1 pseudogene is annotated in these 219 nt (G+C 33.8%); it reads left to right on the top strand.

The window, feature by feature from the left end:
* Positions 1–219, top strand: a pseudogene (locus tag L3V42_RS18705) (IS5/IS1182 family transposase); the annotation flags it as partial.

Below are 219 nucleotides of genomic sequence, written 5' to 3'. Positions count from 1 at the left end.
TAAAAAATCGAAATCGAACGCCACTCATTACATACAATCAATATCGAAAGGAGAAGAAAAAGAAACACAAAGAGAATGCTTTTCATGTAGACAACTGGGAATACAGCGAAGAAGAAGATGCATATGTATGTCCAAATGGAAGAAAAGTGAAATTTAGTTATCATTCGAAACGAACGGACAGATATGGATTTACACGTGAATTTAAAGTGTATGAATGTG

This window comes from Oceanobacillus alkalisoli, from assembly GCF_022213125.1.
Taxonomy (GTDB): Bacteria; Bacillota; Bacilli; order Bacillales; family Amphibacillaceae; genus Oceanobacillus; species Oceanobacillus alkalisoli.
Note: the sequence above shows the minus strand (reverse complement) of the source record. Positions and strands in the feature narration are given on the sequence as shown.